Raw genomic sequence first — 22870 nt, 5'->3', positions numbered from 1 at the left:
AATGCCTGGACCGACGCCAACTTCAAGGCGGCTGTCGAGGCGACGGGCCGCAAGAACCTGATCATGGCCGGTGTGACCACCGACGTCTGCCTGGTCTTCCCGGCGATCGACGCGGTCGGCGAAGGCTATAATGTTCAGGCCGTCATGGACGCTTCGGGATCGCCGTACGAGCTTTCCGAGGACATGTCGCGGCGCCGCATGCAGGACGCCGGCGTCATTTTGACCGCAACCAACACCATGATCGCCGAACTCGCCCAGAACTGGGGCTCGCCCAAGGGCCAGCAGCTCATCCAGTTGCTCTTCACCGAGGTCCTGCCCCCTGTCCACGCGTAACCGCGCGGCGGAGCAGAAGCGCAGGCGGCATTCAGGTTTCGCCGAAGCTGCAGCCACTATCCCGGAATAATGTCGTTGGCCGCGACCAGCGACAGAAGGCCCGGCAGCTTTGCGTCGATATCATCCCGGCGCAGAGCAGCGGTGCGGCTGTTGCCGCGATTGATCTGGCGGATAAGGCCCGCTTCCCGCAGCACCCGAAAATGGTGGGTCAGCGTCGCCTTGGTGACCGGCAGTCCAAAGGAAGCGCAGGTCCGCTCGGTCCCCTCGGGCGCACGTGCGAGTTCCGCGACGACACGGCGGCGCAGAGGATCGGCCAGCGCAGACAGCACCGGACCGATGCCGATCTCGTCCAGCTCCGGGTGCCCTTCGCTATCTGCCATCGTGTTTTCTCGCACAAGGTATGTATTGCATCGTACCTATCAATCCGCTAGGTATGCATTTCATCATACCAATCGGAGTGCACGATGTCCAACGCCGCCTTTTCCTTGCCTGAACCAGATTCCGGCGAAACCGCGGCCTACTCCCTGGTCGGTCAGGCGCGCGCCAAGCCGGGACAAGGCGACGCTCTGGAAGCGGCGCTGCTCGCGCTCGTTGAGCCGACGCGCCGGGAGGCCGGCGCGCTGCAATACCATGTGCACCGTGACCGGGCTGATCCTGATCTGTTTGTCTTCTACGAGGCATGGCAAAGCCTCGACCATCTGAAGGCGCATCTCGAGCAGCCCTACGTCACGGACTATCTCGCACGGCGCATGGATTACCTTGCCGAAGACATGACAGTGCGCTGGCTGAAGATGGCGAGCCCCTATCCCGTTATCAGAAATACTATCTGAAGCTGGTGCAAGCTGGCTGTTTTCCCGGGCCGAACAAGCATTCCGATTTCCGGCATCAGACAGCCTTCCGCTGGCTGACAGGGCGCTCTTCGAAGAAGCGGTTTGCCGGTCGGGCCAGGCCGAGGTTTTCGCGCAATGTCGAACCTTCGTATTCGCGTCTGAAGATACCGCGACGTTGCAGTTCGGGAACCACCCTGTCGACGAAGTCATCGAGCCCCGCGGGCAGGAACGGGAACATGACATTGAACCCGTCCGAACCTTCCGACGCCAGCCATTCCTCCATCTCGTCGGCTATAGCCTTCGCCGTCCCGACGAAGGCGAGACCGGAATAGCCGCCGAGCCGCTGCGCAAGCTGCCTGACCGTCAGGTTCTCCTCACGCGCCAGTTCGATCACACGCTCGCGCCCGCTCTTGCTGGCGTTGGTTTCGGGAATATCCGGCAGCGGTGCGTCCGGATCGAAGCCTGATGCGTCATGCCCGATCGCAATCGAAAGCGAAGCAATGCCACTCTCGTAATAGACCAGGCTGTCGAGCTTGGCGCGCTTGGCACGTGCCTCTTCGACCGTATCGCCGACAACGACAAAAGCGCCGGGCAATATCTTTATGTCATCACGCGATCGGCCTGCCTTCACCGCCCTCGCCTTCACGTCTGAATAGAACCGCTGCCCGGCGGCAAGATCGGCATGCGCGGCGAAAATGACTTCCGCCGTCTTGGCCGCGAGTTGCCGCCCCGGCTCCGAAGCGCCGGCCTGCACGATAACCGGCCAGCCCTGGGGCGGCCGCGCGATGTTGAGCGGCCCCCTGACGGAAAGACTGGGCCCTTTGTGGTCGAGGACATGCAGTTTCGACGGGTCGAAATAGAGACCGCTTTCGGCATCGCGAACAAAGGCATCGTCGGCGAAACTATCCCAAAGCCCGGTCACGACATCATAAAATTCGCGAGCGCGGCGGTAGCGCTCGCCGTGCTCGACATGTTCCTGCCTGCCAAAGTTCAACGCGGCATCCGGGTTGGAAGTCGTCACGATATTCCAGCCTGCACGGCCGCCGCTGATATGATCGAGCGAAGCGAAACGGCGGGCGATATGATAAGGCTCATCGAACGTCGTGGAAGCTGTGGCGACAAGACCGATGCGGTCCGTTACGGCAGCGAGCGCCGACAGCAGCGTGAACGGCTCGAACGATGTCACCGTGTGACTGCGCTTCAGCGCCTCGATCGGCATGTTCAGCACGGCCAGATGATCGGCCATGAAAAAGGCGTCGAACTTCGCGCTTTCGAGCCTCTGCGCGAAGTGCTTCAGATGCGCGAAGTTGAAATTGGCATCGGGATAAGCGCCGGGATAGCGCCATGCGCCAGTGTGCAGACTGACAGGGCGCATGAATGCGCCGAGCCGCAATTGTCGGGTTTGGGCCATGGGGAGGACTTTCGACAAACGATGACGTTAAGCCGGATATTGCATTGACCCAGAAGATGAGCCGCCCAAGCCGTTGGCGGAAGGTATTTCCTTTCACCAAACCGCGCAGTTGCACAAAGTGTTTCTCAACGGCCGCCGAAGAGCACCATCCTGGCAGAGGCTGTTCAAGGCAAAAGAAAGCCGGGCTCGAATACGGCCCGGCGAATTGAAGGTTTAAAACCTCCAGAGGGGAACACACATCCAGTTCCAATGGGAGGAGAAGAACCAGATGATTTTTCCTTTATGCGCCGATTCGACCCTTTTCGATACGAATTTCATTCTAAAGATATCAATACTCGGCGAATAGTCTTCCGAGCGAGGCGATGCCTAACATCGAAGGGGCTCAGGTCGGCGCCAAGGTCGTGTCCAGAAGATCGGCATAGTGTCGCCGCGCTACGTCCGGATGCGAGCGCAATCGGCTCTTCAGAACATTCGTGCCGACATCGCGAAACAGCGGATTATCCGGATCGCTCGCTGGTCCCTGTGCCTCCCCTGCCAGTTCTTCGGGAAGGGTCAGAAGCGGGATGGTGGCGTCGAGGCGCGCGCTGAAGAAAAACGGTACCGATATCCGCTCCACGCCGGCTGGCGGCGTGATCACGCGGTGAACCGTCGCCCGCAGATATCCGTTCGACGCAAGCTCGAGAAGTTCGCCGATGTTGACGACGAGCGTTCCGGGGATCGGGTCGACATCCACCCAATGGCCATCATATTCAACCTGCAGCCCTTTGTTTTCGTCCTGCAGAAGCAAGGTCAGGAAGCCGCCATCCTTGTGCGCGCCAACCCCCTGTCCATCGCCGGTCGTGTCCCGGCCCGGATAGCGCACGATCTTCATTCGGTGATTGGGCGACTCGCGGTAGATGGGATCAAAGGCATCTTCCGGCTGCTCAAGAGCGACCGCGAAAGCCTTCAGCAGGCGTATCGCCACCGCCGTCGCCTTCGCCTGCCAAGCGAGCAGCGCCGGCTTAAGGCTGGGCAGCTGCCCTGGCCACTGATTTGGTCCTTGAAGCCTCGTCCAGGCCGGCGCGTCCGGGCTCTGTGGAATGGCCTCACGCTCGACACCGATGTCAAGCTGCTCGCGCCAGTCGGCCTTGCCCTTAGTCAACTCACCACCCGCACGCGTGTAGCCGCGAAACTGCGAGGAATTGACCATCTCGATGGCAAGCTTGTCGGCCTCGGGTAATGCAAAGAACTGCCGCGATGCCGCCAAAACATCGGCGATCTCGTCTTCCGTTATTCCGTGGCCACTTAGATAAAAGAAACCTACGTCGCGGGCTGCCGAGCGCAGATCGGCAAGAAATGTCCGGCTTTCCGAGTGGCCTTGTTCGAGCCTGCTCAAATCCAACACCGGGACGATTCTGGTCATAACTCTGCTCCTTGGTTTCCTCTTGAAGATCAGCCGCCACCATGGATTGCCCCGAAAAAGGTGACACAGGTGCAAGGCCGATCAAAGACATCGCCAATCCAATCTAAGCGAAGTCGAGGAAAGACCGCACCGCTGTCGATTGAAAACCTGCAAGTTTGTTTCGACCGGAGACGGCGGTGGTTTCACACTCAGGCGGCTCGTCTGGGTCGAGCCGCACGGAGCCACGATGGTTGCGTCGTCTCTATATAATCGACTGATTTCAAGTGTGAGCCTATCAGCGGATCGAGAATATGCGGATCGGTCAGCGGCGCCATGTGCCCGGCGTCGGGAATCATGACGAGACGTGCTCCGATTATTGCTTCGGCGACAAGCTCGGTGACACGAAGGCTTGCAGCAGGGCTTTCCAGCGCCATGACTGCAAGTGTCGGGCACGACACCCGCCTGCAGCGTGACAGGGGCCAGTACTCGGCCAGGGACGCCGCAAGAGTCATCGCCACCTGTTCGGCCTGAGAGGCAAGATCGGCGCGCAGGCCGCTGCTGGTTCTGGACCAGGCGCCGGCTCCATACCAGAAGTCGACATAGACCTGAATTGCATCAGTCGGCTTCATGGCGGCGATGGATGCCGCCATTCGATCGGCAAGATCGACGAGTTCGCTAAACAGCATCCGATCGGCCGGATCATCGGCGAGCAACAGATGGAAGCAAGTCGGCTCGATCAGCGTCAGGCTTCGTACCAATGTCGGCCGGGACAGCGCGATTTCCAGCGCCACCGCGGCACCATGGCCATGGCCGACGATATGTATCGGGACCATGTCAGGGGCGAGCGCGCCGATAAGAAGCTGGGCTATGTCGTGGACGTCGTTGGCTGTACGCAAACCGACGTCGACATGGCCCGGCAGTTCCGGCGCGATCAAATGATACCGGCCGCGAAGATAGTTCGAGAGACCCTGCCATTGCCGGCCGGAACTCGCCGCATCATGCAAGGCGAGCACCGGCAGGCGAGGATCCCTGGCATCAGGCTCGACAGCGAACTGGTCAAGCTGTCCGGGTTTCATGACCGCGCATCCTCTCGTTTGACGAGCCAAAGGCGATCGACATGATCTCGGATCGCGTGATGCCGATGTCCTTGAGCATGTAATCGTCCAGTTTGGACAGGTCCCGGACGGTCCGGCGCTGGCTCCGATCTGCGCGGAAAGCGTTGTAGGCGATGCGCACTCTCTCGAGGAGAGACATGTCCCGATTGTCGGGTGAAAGTAAAAGGGTGATTGCAAACACGGTACACTCCATTGATTGAGACCGCCCGATCGGCGGCGTGGTTGATTGCGGTCTGGACGGCGGCAGGTGCCGCCGTCCCGCCCAACGTCAGTTGCTGCCGTAAAGAATGCGCGAACTGGCCCCGAAACCCGTTCCCCGGCTGCCGGCGGACATCGATGCCGCCGAGGAAAAGCCGAGCGCCCGCGGCGCGTTGTAGACAGTCGATGGCATCGACGCGTCGCCATAGGTGTAACGGGATGAAAGTTTCCCAACAGCCGCAGGCGCGCCGATCGAGGCGATTGACGAGAAGTTGAGGCCGGTTGGCACCTTCTTCACGATGGAGCGCGGGGCGGCATCGCCGTAACGGGCGGAAGTCATGCCTGCGCCCGGAAACTGCAGGTTGGAAAGGATATCGTTGGCATGCGTGGTGCCGACTGCCGGCAGCATGGCCGCGAACGCAAGGATGATCTGTCTCATGATGGTCTCCATTGTTGTTTCGATTTTCTGGCTTCGCTGTCGCGCTTCATTCCAGCGTTGCTCCGCTGAAATTGATGAAGCTGACGACATCGTTCGGTTTTGAAAAACCTGTTCGGCAACGATCGATTCAATCGAAGTCGACGCTCCGGTTTTAGCGCAGCGTTGTTTCACCTGTTTTTCTGGCGGGAAGCAGAAGTGTTTCTTTTGTTTCGGGATTCAGGCTCGGGTTGCTTGATATGACTGAAACAATTGAAACAAATCGCCGGAATCTTGAATGAATCCTGAAAAATAGAGGTAGTATTCCTTCGGAAAATACCTCTTCCGGACAGTGCGGCTGATCGCAATCGATGTTCGACGGGGATGGAGACTGTGCATGCTCGACGAAAGCCAAGTCATGAACGCACCAACAGGCTACGCCTTGTTCAACGGCGAGAACATTCTCGTCGAGGCCAATGCCGAGATCTTCGGCGAAAGCGCCTCCACGTCCGCTGATCCCGGCTCAATGAACCTGGAGACTGCGAGCGCCAGGGTTCTTGCCCGGTTCAAGAGCTTCGACGGCAGGACTGTCGAGCCGAACGACAGCTTCATTAGAAGTGCCGCGGCGCGCTGGAAGGAAACCGCAAAGGCGCCGGTCGAGGCCGAGACGGTGGACGGACGCTGGAAACTGCTGACAACACATCCCCGGCCCGACGGTGGCGTTGCCCTGGTCAGCATCGACATCACCGACATCAAGCGGGCGCAGATCGCATATCAGGCCAACGCCGAGATATTCCGCTGCATCACCGACAGTCATCCGCTGCCGGTCTGGGTGGTCGATGAGAAGAGCATGGAGATCCTCTATGAGAGTCTGGATGCCTCGAACCTGCTCGGCAGGAAATGGCAGCCTAGTACGCCGCAATTCATAACCGACCATTCCGTAGACCCTCGCGATTTCAACAAGATCAGGGAACTCGTCAGCACGAGCGATATCGTTCGCGATCACGAAATCCAGTTCAAACGGTCGGACGGCACGATTGTCTGGTGCTCGGCCAATTGCCGGCCCGGGCTCTATCAGGGGCGCCCCTCGATCATCATAGGCGTTCTCGACATCACAAAACGCAAGCAGCGCGAAGACCTGTTCGGTTTCCTCATCAAGCATCACCCGCTGCCGGTGTGGATGAACGATATCGAATCCGGGGATTTGATCTACCAGAGCCGCGCAGCCGAGCGGCTGTTCGGCTGGCCGAAGAACGCGAGCACGGTGCAAAAGGTGCCTAAGCTCTGCGACTATTTCGTCGACCAGCGGCAGTATCGGAAGATCAGCCATGAGCTCATGCGCAAGGGAACCGTCGAAAATTGCGAGGCGCTCCTGAAGCGGGCTGATGGTCAGGAAATCTGGGCGACCGGCAATCTCCGTGTCGTGGAATATCAGGGGCGGCAGATGGTGCTTGGCGGCATCGCCGATGTCACCAAGCAGAAGAAGCGCGACGACGAAATCGCACTGGCGCGCGAGCTCCTTTCGGACGCGATCGAATCCCTGTCCGAAGGCTTTGCGCTATACGGCGACGACAACCGGCTCGTGATGTGCAACCGGCTCTACCGCGAAATGAACCATATGGTCGAGGATATGGTCGAGCCCGGGGTCGAATGGGCCGCACTCTTGCGCGAAGCGGCAAGGCGCGGGGCGTATCGCGCCGCTATCGGCCGCGAAGACGCGTGGTTCAATGAGCGCGTTCGGGATCGTGTCGGGTTCCTGAAAGATGCGCCCGTTGAGCTTGGCAACGGACAATGGCACTCGGTGTCGGTTCATCCGACCCGTCTCGGCGGATTCGTGGTAACCCGCGCGGACATAAGCGAGCGCAAGAAGGCCGAGACCGCCGAACGCGACGCCCATGCCTTGCTGCGTCAGGTTCTCGATGCCTGCCCTTCGCCCACGCGCATGTCCACAGTCGACGGGCAGACGCTTTATCGAAATCCGGCATGCGCAAATCTCTACGGCGATCGAGCGAAGATCACGGATTACTACGTCGATGCCGACGACAGCCGGCGCCTTGTCGAAACCCTGCAGGAAGACGGCAGGGTCGACGACTTCCGGGTCCAGCAATACACGGCAGACAACCGCGTGTTCTGGGCTTCGCTTTCAGCGCGTCTGATCGATTTCCAGGGCCAGTCGGTCATCGTCTCCAACTCGACAAATATCGACGACATGATCCTGGCCCAGGACCAGACACGGCGGGCCAATGACCGGCTGATCGATGCGATCGAGTCACTGGCGGAAGGGTTTGCGCTTTATGGCAAGGACGATTGCCTGATCCTCGCCAACAGCCGCTACCGCAAGATGCATGCGATAAGCGCCGATGTTCTGGCTCCCGGCGTGAACTGGTTCGACTTTCTGCGCACCACTGCAGAGCGAAAACAGTTCCCTGTTCCACCGCAGGGGATAGACACCTGGCTGGCCGAGCGGGCGAAGGACCGGCGCGAGTTCCGGCAGCAGGAATTCCAGCATACCGACGGCAGCTGGTACTTCGTCTCGACCTGCCCCACCCGCGAAGGAGGCTTCGTTGTTACCCGCGTCGACATCACCGAGCGCAAACGCGCCGAACTGGCCGCCAAAGAAGCCGACGAACTGGTCCGCAAGGTTCTCGAAGCCTGCCCGGTCAACATCCAGATGACCCGCGCCCATGACGGCAAGGTGCTTTACCGCAGCCCCGCGACGGCCGAACTGCTTGGCAATGTCGCTTACGCGGCGGACTACTATGTCGATCAGGTGGATCGGAAGCGATATGTCGAGAAACTTCTGGGCGAAGGATCGATCGACGATTTCGAAACCCAGCTCAAGCGCAAGGACGGGGGAACATGCTGGTGCTCGATATCGTCCCGGCTCATCGACTTCCACGGCGAGAATGTCATCGTATCGCACGCCTACGATCTTACCGACCGTATCAGGATGCAGACCGAACTCGAGCGCCAGCGCGAAACACTGCATCAGAACGAAAAACTCTCAGCTTTGGGTGAGTTGCTGGCAGGAGTGGCGCACGAACTGAACAACCCGCTCTCCGTGGTGCTCGGGCTTTCCTTGATATTGAAGGAAACGGCAAAGGATCGAACGACCGAGGAGCGCGCCGACAAGATCAGCAAGGCCGCCGAACGATGCGCGCGTATCGTCAAAACCTTCCTGGCCATGGCTCGGCAGCAACCAACCCGGACCCAGAACGTCCGGATAGATGACGTCGTTGCCTCTGCGATCGAGGTGGCCAGTTATTCCATCAGTTCCTCCGACGTCGCCTTCTCGGTTCACCTCCAGCAAGGTCTCCCGCCGATCTGGGCCGATCCGGACCAGCTCAGCCAGGTATTGATCAATCTCCTGGTCAATGCCGAGCAGGCTTTGCACGGATGGGAGGGGCGAAGAGAGATAACGATCTCCGCGCATCTGCACCCCAGGAATGGCAATGTGCTCGTCAGGATTTCCGACACTGGTCCCGGAATCGCCGGCGAAATCCTGTCACGCATCTTTGAGCCGTTCTTCACCACCAAGGAGGTCGGAGCCGGAACCGGGATCGGGCTGTCATTCTGTCACCGCATCGTTCAGTCGCATGGGGGGACCATTGAGGTCGAAACCACCGCTGGCGAAGGGTCCACCTTCATCGTCTCGCTTCCGGTTTCGCAACAGCCGAGCGTGAAAGCCGAAAACAAATCCCGGGAGCCGGCAAAATCCTCGGGACTGGCCTGCCTGGTCGTGGACGATGAGAAGGAGGTCGGAGACCTGATTGCGGAGGTGCTGAGACGTGACGGTTTCAGGGTCACCGTCGCCCGATCTGGCGAGGAAGCCGTGCGACAATTGAAGAAACACACCTTCGCCCTGATCCTGAGCGATCTGAAGATGCCGAACATGGATGGCCGCCATCTGTTCAACCATGTCGCCGATTTCCATCCATCGGAGATCGAGCGGCTGGCCTTCCTGACGGGTGATACGATCAGCCCGGACGCTCAGGTTTTCTTGCGGGCGACAAAGCGGCCCTATCTGGAAAAACCGGTCAAACCTGACGAACTCCGATCCTTCGTGTCCAAATTGATGAGCAAAAGTATCTGATTGTGTAACTAGTATTGGCGCCTGGTGATTTGCCATCCGATTTGAACGGGAATAGTTTGTATCTGGGGCAAGTTACTTGTCGACCGATGTCTTGATGGAAGCTGCGCACATCGTTGTTTGCGACGACGAGCCGGATATACGTGACATTGTCGCGGAATATCTGGAGCGCCATGGCTATGCCGTCACGCCTGTCGATGGCGGCCCGGCTTTGCGCGAACTGGCAAATGCACGCCATATCGACGCGATCATCTTGGATATAAGGATGCCTGGCGAGGACGGGCTGTCGCTGGCCCGATATCTGCGTGAACGCTCGGACGTTGCCATCATCATGCTGACGGGGTCCGCCGACACCATAGACCGCGTCGTCGGCCTCGAAATGGGTGCCGATGACTATATCGCAAAACCGGTGGATTTGCGGGAACTGCTCGCCCGCCTCAAAGCGGTGTTGCGCAGAACTTCAGGCCGCGCACGGCCCGAAGTGAAGGCGGACACTCACGGCACTCAGCAGGTCAAGTTCGGGCGCTGCAGCTTTGACCGTGAGGCGCATAAGCTGTTCGACGAAGACGGCATTGAAATCGCAATCACGGCGATGGAGTTCCAGCTTCTGAAGGTATTCGCCGATCATCGCGGGCGCGTCCTAAACCGGGATCAGCTTCTCGAACTGGCGCACGACCGCGGCTGGGACCCGTTCGACCGCAGCATCGACATCCGCATCTCCCGGTTGCGTAAGAAGATAGAGATCGATCCTTCCAAGCCGGAGGTTATCCGAACCATTCGCGGTGTCGGATACCTTTATTCGTAGCGAACGATTTGACGGCAGACATCTGGCGGCAACCGCCAAAGCCTAGCGGCTAAGTTTTTGACTCCCTGCTCCAGACCCGAAGGGCGCCAAGCGTTCTGACAAAGCTGGCGGCATCTTTTGACGCGGAGAGTTCAATGATGCCTTCGTCGAGTCCGTCAGCAATGCCGACCTTTTCGAACAAGGGTTTTGCTGCTTCGACATAGCCGATGAACTTGCAATGCGCATAGGCGTCGGCAACGAAATCGCGCACGGCCGGATTTTGGGCGAGCTCCGCCATAGCGTCTTCGGATGGAAGAAGCGCAACCGCATCGTAAAGCACGGATGGCCCGCCGCCGATCATCTGATCCGCCTCAATCAGGCTTCCATCGCTGGCTTTTGCCCCGCCGACCTTTGGAGCGATGATCTCGAAGTTCGCACGCTCTTTCACCAATGCAGCAGTGAGGGCCTTCAGAATTGCTGCATCTGTTCCATCGGTGACCAGAATGCCGAGCTTGCGACCTTCGAACCGTTCCGGCCCTTTTGCGAGAATGCTGAGGGACGGCGCGGCATCGAGATCCTGGCGCGTTGCGACGGCCGCGTCAGCGCGCTTGGGCATAGCCTTGATCCCGAGAGCAGCGCCGACCTCATTGGCCAGTCCGTTGTCGATGTTGAGCAGGTGGGAGACAATCCGCTCGCGGATTACCGGCGTCTTGACCTTGCTGAGTTCGAAGGTGATCGCTGCTGCGATGTGGTGCTGCTCTGTCGGCGTCTGGCTGATGAAAAACTGTCGCGCCTGGCTGTAGTGATCGGCGAAACTTTCAGCGCGAATGCGTTGCTTCGGCCCCTCCTCGACGTCGGCAAACGATCGAAACCCTCGCTCCGGAGACTCTCGCGGGCCTTCTCCCCACGAGTTGGGCTGGTAATTGACGCGCCCGACCGGGTTGCGCATGGCCATGTGGCCGTCCTGCTGGAAATGATTGAAGGGGCATTTTGGGGCATTGATCGGAAGATGCGTAAAGTTGGTGCTGCCTAGCCGCTTGATCTGGGTATCGAGGTAAGAAAAGTTGCGGCCCTGAAGCAGTGGATCGTTGGAGAAGTCAACACCCGGCGGCACATTCTGCGTCATGAACGCAACCTGCTCGGTCTCGGCGAAGAAGTTGTCCGGCATACGGTCGAGCACCAGACGGCCGACGGGAATAGGCCTGAGAACTTCTTCCGGAATGAGCTTGGTGGCATCGAGGATGTCGAAGTCAAAACTGTCGGCAAAATCCTGGTCGAAGAGCTGAACCTGTAATTCCCACTCAGGGAAGTTTCCGGATTTGATCGCATCCCAAAGGTCGCGGCGATGGAAGTCGGGATCAGCGCCATTGATCTTGACGGCCTCATTCCAGACGACGGATTGCAGGCCGAGCTTCGGCTTCCAATGGAACTTTACGAAAGTCGATTCATCCTTGGCGTTGACCATGCGAAATGTGTGGACGCCAAATCCTTCCATGAAGCGGAAAGACCGAGGGATTGCGCGATCGGACATCACCCACATGATCATGTGCATGCTTTCGGGAGTCAGCGATATGAAATCCCAGAAATTGTCGTGCGCGGACTGAGCCTGGGGGAAACCGCTATCGGGCTCGGGCTTCACGGAGTGTATGATGTCGGGAAACTTGATTGCGTCCTGAATGAAGAAGACCGGGATGTTATTTCCGACGATGTCCCAGTTGCCTTCCTTGGTGTAGAGCTTGACGGCAAAACCGCGAACATCTCGCGCCAGGTCGACCGAGCCCTCGCTGCCCGCGACGGTGGAAAAGCGCACGAACGCCGGCGTCTTTTCTCCAGCCCGCTGGAAAATATCGGCCCGAGTATAGTCCGCCAACGAATCATATGTTTCGAAGTAGCCATGCGCGCCATAGCCGCGAGCATGGACCACTCGCTCGGGTATACGTTCGTGGTCAAAGTGAAAAATCTTCTCGCGGAAATGGAAGTCCTCCATCACCGTCGGGCCTCGCTCGCCAATACGCAACGAGTTTTGATCGTCTGAAACCGGCCCGCCCTGAGCAGTCGTCAGAATGGGTGTGTCGCCCTCCGCAACCTGATGAAGCTCACCACCGTTGCCTTTGTGCAGTTTCTGATCATGGATAGATACGCTTGCCGTCGAAGCCTTGCTGGAGCGGCTTGATGTCTTCGCCATTGGGGTTCCCTTTGCGGATCACACACGACATGGCCGTCCCCTTCGGGCAGAAGGGGCTGCTTGAATGCCGGTTGATCGTGATGTCGTTGCGATTACCGGGAACGCGACGCGCGAAGCTTCGTTCCGTTAAATCTACAGTTCCGCAATCAGGGCCTGTCAGGACGCCACGGCGGGCGTGGGTGTGTTGCCTCTATCTCAGGTCAAACTGTCTAGCGGTGCTTCTAGCGTCCAGATGAGACCATCGGGCGCAAAGGCGACACTGCCGACCCCGTTCACGGCCGCAGGGGCAACTCTTTCAAGAACCACTCTTCCGAAGCCCTTGCGGTCTGGCTCATGTACAATTGGACCGCCGCTCTCCTTCCACGTCAGGCAAATATGCGACGGATTTTCTTCCGCGACCTTCCATTCTATGTCGATCCGTCCGGCAGGCGTCGAAAGCGCGCCATATTTGACCGAGTTTGTCGCAAGTTCGTGGAAGGCAATGCCCAGATATTGGACGGCGGTCGCACCAAGCATCAGCGCATTGCCACGGGCAGAAACCCGCTCGTCATTTGCAAATGGTTGGACTTGCTTGGTGATGAGCTGGCCCAGGTCGGCTCCGCGCCAATCGCCGTCAACCAGAAGATCGTGAGAACTGGCCAGCGCCATGATGCGTTCTCTGATCTGGGCCTCGAAATCTTCGGTGGATGTGGCGCGTTTCCGCGTCTCCCTGATCATGGATAAAATCACGGCGAACTGGTTTTTCACTCGGTGATTGACTTCGCGCATCAACATCCGGATGCGATTTTCACTCTCCTTCCGATCGGTGATGTTTCTCGCGATCTTGGATGCTCCGATGACCATGCCGGCTGCGTTTCTCACCGGGGAGACGGTCAACGATATGTTGATGAGCGTACCATTCTTATGCTGCCTGATGGTGTCGAAGTGGTCCACGCGCTCGCCGGCTCGGATACGTCCGAGGATCACGTCCTCTTCTGCCTTCCGGTCGGCCGGAATAAGGAAACCTATGTGCTTGCCGATGGCTTCGTCAGCCGTATAGCCGAAAAGCTCCTCGGCACCGCGGTTCCAGCTTGCAATCACCCCGGTGAGGCTTTTGCTGAGGATGGCATCATCGGAAGATTCCACGATCGCGGCCAGCCGGTGGGTTACTTCCTCGGCTGTCTTGTGATCGGTAATGTCGACCAGAATGTTGATCGCGCCGACTATCTTGCCTTTTTCGTCGCGAATTGGGGAAGGAAACGCCAGAAACGGAACGAGACTTCCGTCTGGCCTTTCGGCAATGGCTTCTCCCTTGAGCGCTCGGCCTTGTTTGACGGCAATCGCCATTGGACATTCGGCATGGGGCATCGGCCGTCCGTCCGGGTAGCGCAGACGCCACGAGCCACACCATTCGCTCATTCCGATTTCGGGACGATGCGCCCAAAGTGCGGCGGCGGCCTCGTTGAAATAGGTAATCCGCCCCTGAGCATCGGTCATGTAGATCGCGGCAGCCGAATCCTCAACAAGTTGGGGAGCTGTGAAATCGCCGGCCAAATTACCGTCCAAGGCTAGTAATTTCTGATCCAGCATAGTCTTTCCCTTGAAGCCGCCTTGCGCGCTCGTTCCTCAATTAGGACATTGCCATATAAAGGAAAGCCGTGGTGATTTATTCGGTTGGGAATAAATCGCGTTTATCGCGATGCAGCCAGCGCGGCCGGCAGCAGTTCCAATCTCACCCAACGCATCCGCCTTCAGCCGGAGTTGTATCGGAACGATCTGCTGGCTGAAGCATTTCGGTTACCTCAACGATATTGTTTGAGGGAACCTGAACCATGAGAATCGCGCATGTCGCGCCACTCTATGAATCGGTCCCGCCTAAGCTCTACGGTGGCACTGAACGCATCATCTCCTATCTGACGGAAGCGCTGGTCGCGTTTGGTCACGACGTGACCCTCTTTGCCAGCGGTGACACCACGACATCAGCAAAGCTCGTGCCCTGTCGACAGATCGCGCTTCGTCTCGACCCTCATCCGCTGAAATCCGAGATTGCTGCGCATCTGTCCATGCTGGCCGAGGTCAGGCAGCGCGCCGACCAGTTCGACATCATCCATTTCCATCTCAGTCACTTCCTGCACTTTCCGTTCTTCGAGCATATGCCGGAACGGACTGTGACCACGCCGCATGGCAGGCTGGATTATACCGATCTAGCGCCGGCCTATGAGCGCTTTCCGAATTTCCCGATGATTTCGATTTCGCGCAGCCAGCGCATGGGGCTCGCAGAAGCCAATTGGCTCGCTACAATCCATCACGGGATTCCGGTCGATATTTACAAACCTGCTTTCGAAGCAGGGCGCGACGGGGGCTACCTCGCATTTCTGGGCCGGATGTCGCGCGACAAACGGCCGAATCGCGCCATCGAGATTGCGCGACGCACCGGGCTCAAGCTCAAGCTTGCCGCCAAGATCGGCGATGACGACCGCGCCTATTTCCATGAGGTGATCGAGCCGATGATCGATGGCGACCAGATCGAATACGTCGGCGAGATATCGGAAGACCGCAAATCTGCCTTCCTCGGCAATGCCGCCGGGCTACTTTTCCCGATCGACTGGCCCGAGCCGTTCGGTCTTGCGGTCATCGAAGCAATGGCGTGCGGAACGCCGGTGATTGCCTGGAACTGCGGAGCGATGCCGGAAATCGTCGATAATGGCGTGACAGGCTTCATCGTCGATTCGATCGAAGAGGCCGTGGCCTCCATGCCGCAGCTTCTGCAACTCGACCGGCGCGAAGTGCGCCGAACCTTCGAGCGGCGCTTTTCTGCTGAGCGAATGGCAAGGGACTATGTCAGCGCCTATGCGCGGTTGCTTGGTGGTGCAGCCGAGGCGAAGGCCTCCTGAGGCGGCGGCCATTTTCGAACATATTGCAGCAACAACCGCAGAGTTTCATGACTGATGGCACAACTCGACGAGCGCAAGCTCGACCCGGCCCTTGCCCTTGCATCGCTGGACGATACCGCACCACGGGAGCCGCATCGCCAGTTCGCCCTGAAGCATGGCGATTGTTTCGCCGTAGCCGACGCCTATGGCGACATACGAGGTGCCGGCGACGGCTTTTTCCGTGACGACACGCGCGTTCTGTCGGAGTTTCGCCTGACGGTCGGCGGACGCCCGACTTCGCTGCTCGGGGCATCGCTCAGCCAGGACAATGTGCTGTTCACCACCAACCTGACCAACCTGCCGATCGAAAACCTCGAAGGCCGCGAGATGCCGCAGGGAGCGGTTCATATCGAGCGCGTCAGGCTGCTTTGGGAGAACCGTCTGTATGAGCGCGTGACCATCTCGAACTATAGCCAGCAGGATTCCACGATCGCGCTTTCCCTGCACTTCGCCGCGGATTTCCGCGACATGTTCGAGGTGCGCGGATCGACCCGGGCCAAGCGTGGAACGGTGCACGAAGCCGAGACCAGCACGGGTTCCGTCGTTCTGCGCTACGAGGGACTGGATAAGCTCGTCCGCGTCTCGGTGATCTCGTTTTCCCATGCAGCCGATCATTTGTCGGAAGGCAGGGCGGATTTTCGCCTCGCCGTGCCAAAGCGTGGCCGGCAGATTTTTTACATCGAGGCCGGGCCGGAAGTCGCCGGCCAGCCTTGCCGCCACCGCTTTCGCGCCGCCGCTGCCCGAGCGCGTTTCGGCATGCGGGCCAAGCGCCGTCACGGCGCGACGATCCACAGTTCGGGCCGCGTCTTCAACGATTGGGTCGGACGTGCGCGGGCGGATGTCGCGCTGCTCACCACCGAACTTGAAACGGGGCCTTACCCCTATGCTGGAATTCCCTGGTTCTCGACCGCCTTCGGCCGCGACGGCGTTATTTCCGCTTTGCAGATGCTCTGGCTCAATCCGGGCCTGGCCCGGGGCGTTCTTGCCTTCCTGGCGCAGCATCAGGCGACCGAAACGTCGCCTTTCAGCGATTCCCAGCCCGGCAAGATCATGCACGAAACGCGCAAGGGTGAGATGGCGGCACTGCTGGAGCTGCCCTTCGGGCGCTACTACGGCGGCGTCGACACCACGCCGCTCTACATCCATCTCGCCTGCGCTTACGCCAACCGCACCGGCGACATGGCCTTCATGGATGCCTTGTGGCCGTCTCTCTGCGCGGCAGCCGACTGGATCGAGGAAGCCAGCCGCCTCACCGGTTTCCTCACCTATCAGCGCGCGGCCGATACAGGCCTTGCCAACCAGGGCTGGAAGGACAGTTTCGATTCCGTCTTCCATGCCGACGGCCGCATTCCGAAGGGCCCGATCGCGCTGGTCGAGGTGCAAGGCTATGTCTTTGCCGCATTCAAGGGGCTGGCGGAACTAGCAGCGCGCCGGGGCGAGACCGAAAAATCTGCACATTGGGCAGAACGCGCCGAAGCGATGCGTATTACCGTCGAGAAGCACTTCTGGCTCGAAGATCTCGGTTTCTACGCGCTGGCGCTCGATGGCGATGGCAATCCATGCATGGTCCGCACCACGAATGCCGGGCATCTCCTCTATGTCGGTCTTCCGGAAGCCAGCCGCGCGGAAAGGGTGGCGGATCAACTTCTGGCAGCGCCCTTCCATTCCGGCTGGGGCCTAAGGACGGTCGCCGACGACGCCATCTTCTTCAACCCGATGTCCTATCACAACGGTTCGATCTGGCCGCACGACACGGCAATATGCGGCGCAGGCCTCGCACGTTATGGCGTGCGGGACGATCTGGTGCGGTTGATGAGCGGAACGTTCGAGTCTGCCGTCCATTTCAACATGCGGCTGCCCGAACTGTTCTGCGGCTTCACCCGGGCACCAGGCGAGGCGCCGATCGCCTATCCGGTGGCGTGCCTGCCGCAAGCCTGGTCCGCCGGTTCCGTCTTCATGCTCATGCAGGCCTGTTTGGGTCTCGAAATCGACGGCTGGAACGGGGAAATCCATGTCGATCGGCCGAGATTGCCGATCGGTATCGACAATCTCACCATCCGGCATCTTGGAGTGGGCGTGAACGCCGTCGATCTGACATTCCAGCGCGTGGGAGACCGCGTCGGGGCATTTCTGGCAAGCCGTGACGAGGGCAAAGTGCCGCTTATCGTCCGAACCTGATTTTCAGGAACCGATAGCGCACCGATGCGTTAGCCATCCACAAGCAGATCGCCTGCCAGCGGCGGCGATGCATTTTCTGACACAGACCCGATAGACGGCCGTTCCTGCGGCCGAGGATGATTTTGGCACTACCATGACAAGCGACGGCTTGGATATTCTGCATTCCCTCCCCACCCTGTGGTTCTTGATTGCGGCAAGCATTGCGCTCTCAATCTTCGCCCTGGTGTTTTCGTTGCGACAACAGCGTCGAACTCACCGATCAGGCCCGCATAGCGCCGGGGATGAGATGGTTCCCGATACGTCGAGCAAACTGCGCGAATATGAAAAAAACGGGCATTCGGCCGATGCAACTCTGGTCAATTGGTCGCCCGAGACGTTGCGCAGGATCTTGGCGAGCGAATTGCCCGGCGCCCAGGTCATCGTCGTGTCCAACCGTGAGCCTTACATCCACAATCTGACGGACGACGGCGATGTCGAGCTTGTGGTGCCTGCCAGCGGCCTCGTTTCCGCACTGGAGCCGATTACGCGCGCCTGCGCCGGCACCTGGATTGCCTATGGCGGCGGCTCGGCCGACCGGCAGACGGTCGATCAGAACGATCGCGTGGAAGTTCCGCCGGATCGCCCCTCCTATACGCTTCGCCGCGTCTGGCTGAGCGAGGAAGAGCAGCAAGGCTATTATCTTGGCTTCGCCAATGAAGGCCTGTGGCCGCTATGCCATATCGCGTTTACGCGACCCGTTTTCCGTGCCTCCGACTGGAAGGCATATGAGGCCGTGAACAGGAAGTTTGCCGACACGGTAGTGGCCGAGGCGCGCAATGAGCGCCCGATCGTGCTTGTGCAGGATTATCATTTTGCACTCCTGCCGCGCATGATCCGGGAGAGGTTGCCGGAGGCCATCGTCATCACCTTCTGGCATATCCCCTGGCCCAATTCCGAGGTCTTCAGCATCTGTCCGTGGCGCGAGCAGATACTGGATGGGCTTCTCGGCAGCTCGATTATCGGCTTCCATACCCAGTTTCATTGCAATAATTTCACCGAAAGCGTCGATCGCTTTCTCGAAAGCCGCATCGAGCGCGAGGATGCCGCGATCTCCTATGGCGGCCAGACGAGCCTGGTACATGCCTATCCGATTTCCATCGAATGGCCGCCAGCTCAGCTGGAAAACCTGCCGCCCGTCGTCGAATGCCGGGATCACATACGCGCCAGGTTCGGCCTGGACGAGGATGTGAAACTTTGCGTTGGCGTCGAACGTCTCGACTACACGAAGGGTATCCTCGATCGCTTCGAGGCGCTGGAGGAACTGTTCACGCATCATCCGGAATGGATCGGCAAAGTGGTTGTCCTGCAAATTGCAGCGCCCAGCCGCGGCACACTGCCGGCCTACCAGCAGCTCTACGATGATTGCCTTCAGCGGGCCGAGGACCTGAACCAACGCTTTGGCAGCGAGGGCTACAAGCCGGTACTAATGGTGGCGGAGCATCATAGCCAGGAGCAGGTCTATGAGATCTATCGAGCGGCCGACGTCTGCCTGGTGACCAGCCTGCATGACGGCATGAACCTCGTCGCCAAGGAATTCGTAGCCGCGCGCGATGACGAACAGGGCGTTCTCCTGCTCAGCACCTTTGCCGGTGCCGCGCGCGAACTTCTGGAGGCGCTGATCGTCAATCCCTACGACGCGACGATGATGAGCGACATGCTGCTTCAAGCCATAACCATGAGCCCCGACGAACAGCGCCGGCGCATGGCAAGCCTGCGCGACATCGTCCGCGACAACAACGTCTACAGATGGGCCGGCAGCATGCTGCTGGACGCCGCCCGGTTGCGCAAACGCGGTGCGATCGATCGCGCCACGGCAAATTTCGATTACCAGCCGCCATCCGCAAGCGGCAACATTGTCTCGATAGTCGATCGCAAGAGGGCGTCATGATGGACATACAGGAAAGACTGCGCGTGCCGGATCTGGCCGAAGGCAAATGGTCGTTGTTTCTCGACATCGACGGCACCTTGCTGGAACACGCCGCACATCCCGATGCCGTCGTCGTCAGCGAGGAGCTCCGTACTCTCCTGATCGATCTGGAGCGTCAGTTGGACGGAGCGGTGGCCTTCATCACCGGTCGCTCGATCGCTCAGGCGGACAGGCTTTTTCAACCGCTCAAGCTACGCGCCGCCGGACTGTACGGCCTGGAACATCGGCTGGAGCCGAACGGCCCAGTGAAAGCAGCAGGCGAACCTGACGATATCGCCGCTCTTGCGGCTGAGATCGAGGCGGAGTTCGCCGGCAGCGACATCTATATTGAACGAAAAGGCCCGATCCTGGCCGTCCACACGCGCGCAGCACCCCATCTGCTGGCCCGCGCCACGGAACTGGTCGACCGGGCGCTGGACAAGCTGCCCGAGGGTTATCGAACAATCCCCGGCAATGCCGGCGTGGAATTGATGCCACTCGAAGCGGCCAAGGGCGCCGCTATTCGCCGCTTCCTGAAAATCGCACCATTCACCGGAAGACGACCTGTGTTCCTGGGTGACGATACTTCCGACGAGAACGGCTTCGAAGCGATCAATGAAGCGGACGGCATTTCGATACGCGTCAAGCCGCAAGGCCCTACTCAAGCGACCTACTGCATCGACAGCGTCGCGGACACACTTGCCTGGCTGAAACAGCAGCTACGCAGGACGTAGGAACACGCCATTTGGCCGGGATCGGCGAAAACTGAGGCGTCGTCCACTGATCCTCGGTGGCAAAAAATGTTCTCGCGACAGATACCCGCCAAACATTGCCCGCAGGTATCCCGGTTGGATCAAAGATCGTTGTCCTTGAGGGCCTATTCGGCGTTTTCCTTGGTGATTTTCTCCGTCGGCAAGGTGATGGTCTTCTCAACCTTCTCGCCGCGCTGCTGGATCGCCTTTCTGGCAATCGCGATGCACCGCCGCGCCGGCTGACGCTGCAGGGTCGATTGATGATCCGCAATTCGTGCCGGCCGCTCAGGCCCGCCAAGCAGAACCTCAGCGCCTGATCAATCGGCGTGAAGCTGGCGCGATACCGGTGGGCCAACAGCCAAGTCACGAAACTCTGCTGTGAAGCCAACACGCTGCGGGGAGCAGGCCATGACGCCTATCTGTGCGTCCGCGTCGGTGAAGGGACAGAGGCGAGCCATCTGCCAGGTGTTCGATCCGGTTGAGAACTGCACCCGCACGGCATTTCCATGCCGCGTCAGCCGCATCGATATTTCATCGCTGGGAGATACGCCATGAAGCGGTATGACCGACCAGTCCGAGACATCGCGTGTCACCACGACACTGAAGTGCATAAGGCCATCGGTGAATTCGATCCCGGCCTTGATCCACTGATGGTCGTCCAGCCGTAGGAAAAGCCCCGCCTGGTCATAGAGCGCTTCGTATGCTCCCGTGACGGTTACGGATGCGGTGAAATCACCCGACACAGGGGTGAGATATGCGTGCCCGCTGTCCCTGATGAAGCCATAAAAGGTTTCGCGCCAGAAATCCGTTTCCAGCTCGGTGCGCAACTGAAGATGCCTCGCATCGCCCGTCCAAACGGAGGGCTTATTGAGCCAAGTATAGGACGCTCCCATAGATCATATCGCCTTTGCTTTTTGCAGCCGTCGAAATCACAGTAGCAGTCAATGAGACGAAGGTAACAGGGTTCCCTGGAACCGGCTCACGCTCGCTGAGCGCCACGTCGAGATAGGTGATCGAGACGGTTCGCTGGTCATGGCGCCATTTTCGGCGATCCAAAAGACAGGAGATCACGCGGCGCGGATCGTCCGGCCTTCCTTGACCACCAGCAGCGGCTTCCCGAGAGTCGCAATATCGAGCAAGGGATTGCCCTGGACCGCTATGATGTCGGCGGCCTTTCCTACCTCGAGGCTGCCCGTCTGCGACGCGATGCCGAGCGCCTCGGCACCTGTCATTGTTCCAGCGTGAAGCGCCTGATGCTTGCTCATGCCCCACTCGACGGCTAGCTGAAACTCCATGGCCGCCTCGTGCAGGGGATGAGTGGGGCCCCCGATGAGATCAGTGCCGAGCGCAAAGCGCACGCCGGCCTCGAGGCCGAGCTTGAAATCGCGCTGCATGATGGCCCAGTGGCGTTCGTAGGCGTCGCGCTCCCACTGCGGATAGCGATAGGCGTCATAAGCCGCCCGGTGGAAATGCAGCTGCGAGATCGTGGTGACGACGATCTTCTTCTGTTCCACCAGCAGCGCGCGCGTCTGCGGCGTTATCCCGTAGCCGTGCTCGATGATGTCCACGCCGCCTTCGATAGCGAGCCTTACCGGCTCCTCGCCGATCGCATGAGCACTCACGTAAAGCTGGTTGCGGTGGGCTTCCTCGACAGCCGCCCTCACCTCTTCAAGGCTGAAGGTCGCAACCTGGTTGAGCGGGTCGTCGCCCCAGGCATGATAGCGGTCGTGGACACCGCCCTTGGAAAGCCCGAGCTTGATGAAGTCGGCCCCTTCCCGCACACGTTGGCGCACAGCCTGAACAAGGCCCGCAGGACCATCGGCCACCTCACCGCTCGACCTTGCCACCGAGAGGGAAACATAACGTGAGTCCCAGGTGCCCGAGGTGGAAGAGATGAAGCCGCCGGCAACCTTGAGCCGCGGCCCCTCCGCAAACCCATCGTCTATCGCGCGCCTTACGTCGGGCCCGATCGTCGATCCGAGACAGCGTGCCGAGGTGAAGCCGGCATGGAGCATGCGCTTGAGTTCAGAAAGCGCGCGGGCAGCACGGTAGGGCTCGCGTTCCGTGGCAAGCAGGTGGAGCTGGGTGCTGTCGACGCCGAAAGTGTGCATATGGGCATCGATCATGCCCGGCATCAGCGTGGCGCCGCCTAGATCGCGCTGCTCGCATCCCGGCGGACAGGGCACAGCACCGTCTTCGCCGACCGCGGCTATGCGCCCAGCCTCGATCAATATCGCGCCATTCCTGATTGATTGAAGGTCCGGCCCCGCGAGGACCAGCCCTGCCTTGAGCCTCACTTGGTCCATCATGACGCCTCCCTAATTTGTTTGATTTTGGACTA

Annotated in this window: 19 protein-coding genes; 9 read left to right on the top strand and 10 right to left on the bottom strand. The window is 59.6% G+C overall.

Annotated elements, in window-relative coordinates:
- Positions 1-333 (top strand): isochorismatase family protein (locus tag BM413_RS15550; protein ID WP_139238597.1); only part of this gene is annotated, 333 nt, incomplete at its 5' end.
- Positions 334-389: 56 nt separating this feature from the next.
- Here the strand turns inward: BM413_RS15550 and BM413_RS15545 are convergent.
- Positions 390-713, bottom strand: a complete 324-nt coding sequence (locus BM413_RS15545; RefSeq protein ID WP_091914559.1) for an ArsR/SmtB family transcription factor — start codon at positions 711-713, stop codon at positions 390-392.
- 84 nt (positions 714-797) lie between these two features.
- Between BM413_RS15545 and BM413_RS15540 the strand changes: the two genes are divergently transcribed.
- Positions 798-1163 carry a putative quinol monooxygenase gene (locus BM413_RS15540; RefSeq protein ID WP_091914557.1) on the top strand — a complete coding sequence of 122 codons (366 nt, stop codon included), beginning with the start codon at positions 798-800 and terminating at the stop codon, positions 1161-1163.
- A gap of 55 nt (positions 1164-1218) precedes the next feature.
- Here BM413_RS15540 and BM413_RS15535 read toward each other — a convergent pair whose 3' ends face one another.
- The 5 genes from BM413_RS15535 to BM413_RS15515 all read right to left on the bottom strand — a co-directional run bounded on the left by BM413_RS15535 (position 1219) and on the right by BM413_RS15515 (position 5707).
- Positions 1219-2574 carry an LLM class flavin-dependent oxidoreductase gene (locus tag BM413_RS15535; protein ID WP_091914554.1) on the bottom strand — a complete coding sequence of 452 codons (1356 nt, stop codon included), beginning with the start codon at positions 2572-2574 and terminating at the stop codon, positions 1219-1221.
- A gap of 382 nt (positions 2575-2956) precedes the next feature.
- A complete protein-coding gene (locus BM413_RS15530; protein WP_091914552.1) occupies positions 2957-3976 on the bottom strand; it encodes an isopenicillin N synthase family dioxygenase in 1020 nt (339 codons plus the stop codon).
- Between the two features lie 188 nt (positions 3977-4164).
- Positions 4165-5031, bottom strand: a complete 867-nt coding sequence (locus BM413_RS15525) for an alpha/beta fold hydrolase (protein ID WP_091914550.1) — start codon at positions 5029-5031, stop codon at positions 4165-4167.
- Positions 5012-5251, bottom strand: a complete 240-nt coding sequence (locus BM413_RS15520) for a DUF1127 domain-containing protein (RefSeq protein ID WP_244537884.1) — start codon at positions 5249-5251, stop codon at positions 5012-5014. Before BM413_RS15520 ends, BM413_RS15525 begins: the two co-directional genes overlap by 20 nt.
- Positions 5252-5338: 87 nt before the next feature.
- Positions 5339-5707: a hypothetical protein gene (locus BM413_RS15515; protein ID WP_139238596.1), complete on the bottom strand. Its 369-nt coding sequence runs from the start codon at positions 5705-5707 to the stop codon at positions 5339-5341.
- A 373-nt stretch (positions 5708-6080) separates the two neighbouring features.
- Here BM413_RS15515 and BM413_RS15510 point away from each other — a divergent pair, with 373 nt between their 5' ends.
- On the top strand, positions 6081-9776 hold the full coding sequence (locus tag BM413_RS15510; RefSeq protein ID WP_091914547.1) for a PAS-domain containing protein: 3696 nt from the start codon (positions 6081-6083) through the stop codon (positions 9774-9776).
- A 91-nt stretch (positions 9777-9867) separates the two neighbouring features.
- Positions 9868-10578 (top strand): response regulator, encoded by a 711-nt coding sequence (locus tag BM413_RS15505; protein WP_091914607.1) that lies wholly within the window; start codon positions 9868-9870, stop codon positions 10576-10578.
- 49 nt (positions 10579-10627) lie between these two features.
- On the opposite strand, the gene BM413_RS15500 is transcribed toward BM413_RS15505, so the two are convergent.
- Both BM413_RS15500 and BM413_RS15495 read right to left on the bottom strand, forming a co-directional pair.
- Positions 10628-12742, bottom strand: coding sequence for a catalase (locus tag BM413_RS15500; RefSeq protein ID WP_091914546.1), 2115 nt, complete (start codon positions 12740-12742; stop codon positions 10628-10630).
- A 195-nt stretch (positions 12743-12937) separates the two neighbouring features.
- Entirely contained in the window at positions 12938-14311 is a 1374-nt protein-coding gene (locus BM413_RS15495; RefSeq protein ID WP_091914545.1) for a PAS domain S-box protein, read from the bottom strand.
- A gap of 242 nt (positions 14312-14553) precedes the next feature.
- On the opposite strand from BM413_RS15495, the gene BM413_RS15490 reads away from it, so the two are divergent.
- From BM413_RS15490 to BM413_RS33615, 5 genes are all read left to right on the top strand, one after another.
- Entirely contained in the window at positions 14554-15615 is a 1062-nt protein-coding gene (locus tag BM413_RS15490) for a glycosyltransferase family 4 protein (RefSeq protein WP_091914544.1), read from the top strand.
- 54 nt (positions 15616-15669) lie between these two features.
- Positions 15670-17832: an amylo-alpha-1,6-glucosidase gene (locus BM413_RS15485; RefSeq protein ID WP_091914543.1), complete on the top strand. Its 2163-nt coding sequence runs from the start codon at positions 15670-15672 to the stop codon at positions 17830-17832.
- A gap of 133 nt (positions 17833-17965) precedes the next feature.
- Positions 17966-19759, top strand: coding sequence for an alpha,alpha-trehalose-phosphate synthase (UDP-forming) (locus BM413_RS15480; RefSeq protein WP_091914542.1), 1794 nt, complete (start codon positions 17966-17968; stop codon positions 19757-19759).
- Positions 19759-20511, top strand: a complete 753-nt coding sequence (otsB, locus tag BM413_RS15475; protein ID WP_091914605.1) for a trehalose-phosphatase — start codon at positions 19759-19761, stop codon at positions 20509-20511. Before BM413_RS15480 ends, otsB begins: the two co-directional genes overlap by 1 nt.
- A 56-nt stretch (positions 20512-20567) precedes the next feature.
- The gene (locus BM413_RS33615; protein ID WP_244537883.1) at positions 20568-20846 is read left to right on the top strand and encodes a hypothetical protein; all 279 of its coding nucleotides are present in this window, start codon (positions 20568-20570) and stop codon (positions 20844-20846) included.
- Here BM413_RS33615 and BM413_RS15465 read toward each other — a convergent pair whose 3' ends face one another.
- Both BM413_RS15465 and BM413_RS15460 read right to left on the bottom strand, forming a co-directional pair.
- A complete protein-coding gene (locus BM413_RS15465) occupies positions 20847-21422 on the bottom strand; it encodes a DUF1349 domain-containing protein (protein WP_091914540.1) in 576 nt (191 codons plus the stop codon).
- Between the two features lie 174 nt (positions 21423-21596).
- Positions 21597-22838, bottom strand: a complete 1242-nt coding sequence (locus BM413_RS15460; RefSeq protein ID WP_091914538.1) for a metal-dependent hydrolase family protein — start codon at positions 22836-22838, stop codon at positions 21597-21599.
- Positions 22839-22870 lie beyond the last annotated feature (32 nt).

This window comes from Mesorhizobium sp. YR577, assembly GCF_900116595.1.
In the GTDB taxonomy this organism is placed as follows: domain Bacteria; phylum Pseudomonadota; class Alphaproteobacteria; order Rhizobiales; family Rhizobiaceae; genus Mesorhizobium_M.
The sequence above is the reverse complement of the archived record's forward strand: the minus strand, read 5'-3'. Positions and strand labels throughout refer to the sequence as shown.